We start from the raw sequence: 4087 nt of genomic DNA on the forward strand, positions 1-4087 counted from the left end.
GCAGCCTGCCGGTGACGCGTGCGGACCTGCGCCGCTACGCGGACGCCTCGGGGGACCACAACCCCATCCACCTCAGTGACGAGGCCGCCCGCGAGCTCGGTCTGCCCGGCGTGGTCGCGCACGGGATGCTGACCTCGGCGCTGGCGATCGGGGTCGTGGCCGAGTGGGCCGGGGGAGCGGACCGGGTGGTGGCCACCTCGATCCGGTTCGCCGGACCGGTCGTGGTCCCCGCCGACGCCCCGGCCCTGTTGGAGGTGGCCGGCACGGTGAGGAGGGTCGCCGCCGACGGTTCCACGGCAGACGTGGCCCTCACGGTCACCTGCGGCGGGGCCAAGGTGTTCGGCAAGGCGATCGTGACCGTCGCCCTCGACGGCGCCGATCGAGCGATTTAGAGCCACTGCCGGGGCTGACGTACACTTGCCACGCCCGACCGCCCGCGGTCGCGGCCCACGCTGCCTGAGGCAGCCGCCGACACTGTAGAGTCGAGGCGTTCGTGCGGTCCGCGATTCGTGAGACGGCACGGGTGGCCGGGAGACCGGCCGAAGGGGCGTAGCTCAATTGGCAGAGCAGCGGTCTCCAAAACCGCAGGTTGCAGGTTCAAGTCCTGTCGCCCCTGCCCTTCCCGCCAGCCACAGTCGACCCGGAGGTAACGCGTGAGTCAGGATCGCGACGACGACACCAGCGGCGCGCGCGGTTCCGACGGCGCGGCCGGTACCACCGGTGCCGCTGTTCCGACGGGCTCTGCTGTTCCGACAGGCAAAGCCGGCCGGAGCGACACCACCGTCGCCAATCGTGTCCGCACCGATGCGGACACCGCGGAGGACACGCGGGCCAACCGCGCGAATCCGTTCCAGTACATCGGGCAGGTCATCGAGGAGCTGCGTAAGGTCATCTGGCCCACGCGCAACCAGATGGTCACTTACACCATCGTGGTGTTCCTGTTCCTGATCTTCATGACCGCGCTGGTCTCCGGCGTCGACTTCGGCGCGGGCAAGCTCGTCGAGCTCGTCTTCGACCGCTGACACCCGCCGCTGGAGGTCCGGGACGAGATCCGGACCGCCGAACTTCGAGAGGACCGCAATTTCAGTGAGCGACATCGAGCAGAGCCCCGAATCCGAGGACGTCGAGCAGAGCCCGGCTGCCGCCGAGCAGGCCGAGACCGCGGCGGATGCGGTGCTCGGTGACACCTCCGCGGACCCCTCCGACGTCGCGGTCCCGCCGACCGCCGAGGCCGTGGCGGATGCCATCGACGCGGTCGCCGGCACCGATGAGGACGCCGACGAGGTCGCCGACGTCACCGATGAGGCCGACGCCGCGGAGGGATCCGAGTCGGCAGAGGCCCCCGCCGAGGAGGCGGCGCCCGCGATCGATCCCGTCATCGCCTTCAAGCGCCAGCTGCGCAAGCTCCCCGGCGACTGGTTCGTCGTCCACTCGTACGCCGGGTACGAGAACAAGGTCAAGGCCAATCTCGAGACCCGCGCGGTCACCCTCGGCGCGGAGGACAAGATCTATCAGGTCGAGGTCCCCATCGAGGAGTACACCGAGGTCAAGAACGGCCAGAAGAAGGTCGCCAACCGCAAGGTCCTGCCCGGCTACGTCCTGGTGCGTATGGACCTCGACGACGAGTCATGGGGTGTCGTCCGCAACACCCCCGGCGTGACCGGGTTCGTCAGCGCGACCGGCGGTGCGGCCGGTGCGCCCACCCCGCTCTCGCTGAGCGACGTGGCCAAGTTCCTGGCCCCCAAGCCGGAGAAGAAGGCCGCCACCCCCGGTGGCGAGGCCGACGGTGGACTGGTCCCGCAGACCGTCGAGGTGGAGTTCACGGTCGGCGAGTCGGTCACCGTCATGGACGGCCCGTTCGCCACCCTGCCCGCCAGCATCTCCGAGGTCGATCCGACCTCGCAGAAGCTCAAGGTGCTCGTGTCCATCTTCGGTCGCGAGACCCCGGTGGAGCTCGGATTCTCCCAGGTGGAGAAGATCGACTGACCAGCGCGATCACCCCGACGGCCCGCCCCGCGCACACCGCGCGCGGCGGGTCCCGTCGTTTCGGGGATCGCGCCACGGTGCGCCGGATCGGATTAGCCGTTGCACGTCGATTGCACGTAGACTCTCCAAGGTTGTGCCTGCGCCCCCGCATGCCCTGCCCGACGGGCGGGCCTGAGGGGAGCGGCGCACACGACAGTCGGCCTCCCACGTGTACAGCGTGGAGCCGAGATCCAGTCGAAGAATCAGGAAGACGATGCCTCCGAAGAAGAAGAAGGTCTCAGGGCTGATCAAGCTCCAGATCAACGCCGGCGCAGCCAACCCGGCACCGCCGGTCGGCCCGGCTCTGGGTGCCCATGGTGTCAACATCATGGAGTTCTGCAAGGCCTACAACGCAGCCACCGAGAACCAGCGCGGGAACGTCGTGCCGGTCGAGATCACGGTCTACGAGGACCGTTCTTTCGACTTCAAGCTCAAGACGCCGCCGGCCGCCAAGCTCCTGCTCAAGGCCGCCGGCCTGCAGAAGGGTTCGGGCACCCCGCACTCCGCCAAGGTCGGCAAGGTCTCCATGGACCAGGTCCGCGAGATCGCGCAGACCAAGATGGAGGACCTCAACGCCAACGACGTCGACCAGGCCGCGAAGATCATCGCCGGCACCGCCCGCTCCATGGGCATCACGGTCGAGGCCTGACCTCCACCACCACACATCACCGTGGGAGGGCAGCTCAGGCCCGCACCACACCCGACCGTCGCAGAGAACACGCGGCAGGAATGGAACTCTCATGAGCAAGAACAGCAAGGCCTACAAGGCCGCAGCTGACAAGGTCGACCGCACCAAGCTGTACTCGCCTCTGGATGCCCTGGCACTGGCCAAGGACACCTCCTCGACGAAGATGGACGCCACCGTCGAGGTCGCCATGCGACTTGGCGTCGACTCCCGCAAGGCGGACCAGATGGTCCGCGGCACCGTGAATCTTCCCAACGGTACCGGTAAGACCGCCCGCGTCATCGTCTTCGCCGCGGGCGAGAAGGCCACCGAGGCCGAGGCCGCCGGCGCCGACGTCGTGGGCTCCGACGACCTCATCGAGCGGATCCAGGGCGGCTGGCTCGACTTCGACGCCGCGATCGCCACGCCGGACCAGATGGCCAAGGTCGGCCGTGTGGCCCGCGTGCTCGGCCCGCGTGGCCTCATGCCGAACCCCAAGACGGGCACCGTCACCATGGACGTGACCAAGGCCGTCAGCGACATCAAGGGCGGCAAGGTCACCTTCCGCACCGACAAGGCCAACAACCTGCACTTCATCGTGGGCAAGGCGTCGTTCTCCACCGAGCAGCTCACGGAGAACTACCAGGCCGCGATCGACGAGGTCATGCGTCTCAAGCCGTCCTCCTCCAAGGGCCGCTACCTGCAGAAGATCACCGTGTCCACCACGACCGGACCCGGCATCCCGGTCGACCCCTCGGCGATCTCCAAGCTCCTCGAGGCGGGCACCGACTCCCAGTGAGTTGATCCCCCGGTAGGAGGGCCCCGCGACCGTTCACGGCGCGGGGCCCTTCGCTGTCAGGGATGTCCCGGCCGTCATACCCCGGCCGTCATACCCCGGCCGCACCCGCGGGTACCGTCATCGCCAGGATCTCCCAGGCCGCCATGGGACCCGGCACACCGCACCACACGGCGGTCCCGGATGCGGAAGGACACCCCCATGAACACGCGGTCCAACGGAGACGTGGCAGTGCGCGACGTCGCCCTGAGGGACGGACTCCAGCTGACGGAGGGGCGACTGGGTACCGCCGGCAAGGTTGAGCTCGTCCGCACGTTGCTCCGGTCCGGCGTCCCCGAACTCGAGGTGGGGTCGATGGCCAGGCCGGACCTGGTCCCGGCGCTCGCCGACACGCTCGACGTGATCGTCGCCCTGGACGAGGCCGAGCGGGACCGCTGCTGGGTCTGGGTGGCCACGCCCGGCCACGTGCGGCGCGCCGCCGACGCCGGGGTGAGGCGATTCCAGTACTGCCTGTCGGTGACGGACGCGCACAACCGGGCCAACATCGGCCGGGACGTCGAGACGAGCATGGCCGCGCTGCCCGAGGCGGTGCGGGCGGCCGA

General features: G+C 69.1%; 5 protein-coding genes, 1 tRNA gene and 1 pseudogene. All 7 read left to right on the forward strand.

The window, feature by feature from the left end:
• The coding region (locus G6020_RS09430; RefSeq protein ID WP_206682222.1) for a MaoC/PaaZ C-terminal domain-containing protein at window positions 1–392 on the forward strand (392 nt) is incomplete at its 5' end.
• A 151-nt stretch (window positions 393–543) separates the two neighbouring features.
• A tRNA-Trp gene (locus G6020_RS09435) sits at window positions 544–616 on the forward strand.
• Window positions 617–653: 37 nt separating this feature from the next.
• Complete coding sequence (secE, locus tag G6020_RS17535) at window positions 654–1022, forward strand: preprotein translocase subunit SecE (RefSeq protein ID WP_179523170.1); 369 nt, start codon at window positions 654–656, stop codon at window positions 1020–1022.
• 64 nt (window positions 1023–1086) lie between these two features.
• The gene (nusG, locus tag G6020_RS09445) at window positions 1087–1986 is read left to right on the forward strand and encodes a transcription termination/antitermination protein NusG (RefSeq protein ID WP_179523169.1); all 900 of its coding nucleotides are present in this window, start codon (window positions 1087–1089) and stop codon (window positions 1984–1986) included.
• Between the two features lie 253 nt (window positions 1987–2239).
• The gene (rplK, locus tag G6020_RS09450) at window positions 2240–2674 is read left to right on the forward strand and encodes a 50S ribosomal protein L11 (protein ID WP_095717641.1); all 435 of its coding nucleotides are present in this window, start codon (window positions 2240–2242) and stop codon (window positions 2672–2674) included.
• A 91-nt stretch (window positions 2675–2765) separates the two neighbouring features.
• On the forward strand, window positions 2766–3488 hold the full coding sequence (rplA, locus tag G6020_RS09455) for a 50S ribosomal protein L1 (RefSeq protein ID WP_179523168.1): 723 nt from the start codon (window positions 2766–2768) through the stop codon (window positions 3486–3488).
• A gap of 198 nt (window positions 3489–3686) precedes the next feature.
• A pseudogene (locus G6020_RS09460) lies at window positions 3687–4087 on the forward strand (hydroxymethylglutaryl-CoA lyase); the annotation flags it as partial.

The organism is Dietzia sp. B19 (assembly GCF_014145155.1).
Lineage (GTDB): Bacteria > Actinomycetota > Actinomycetes > Mycobacteriales > Mycobacteriaceae > Dietzia > Dietzia natronolimnaea.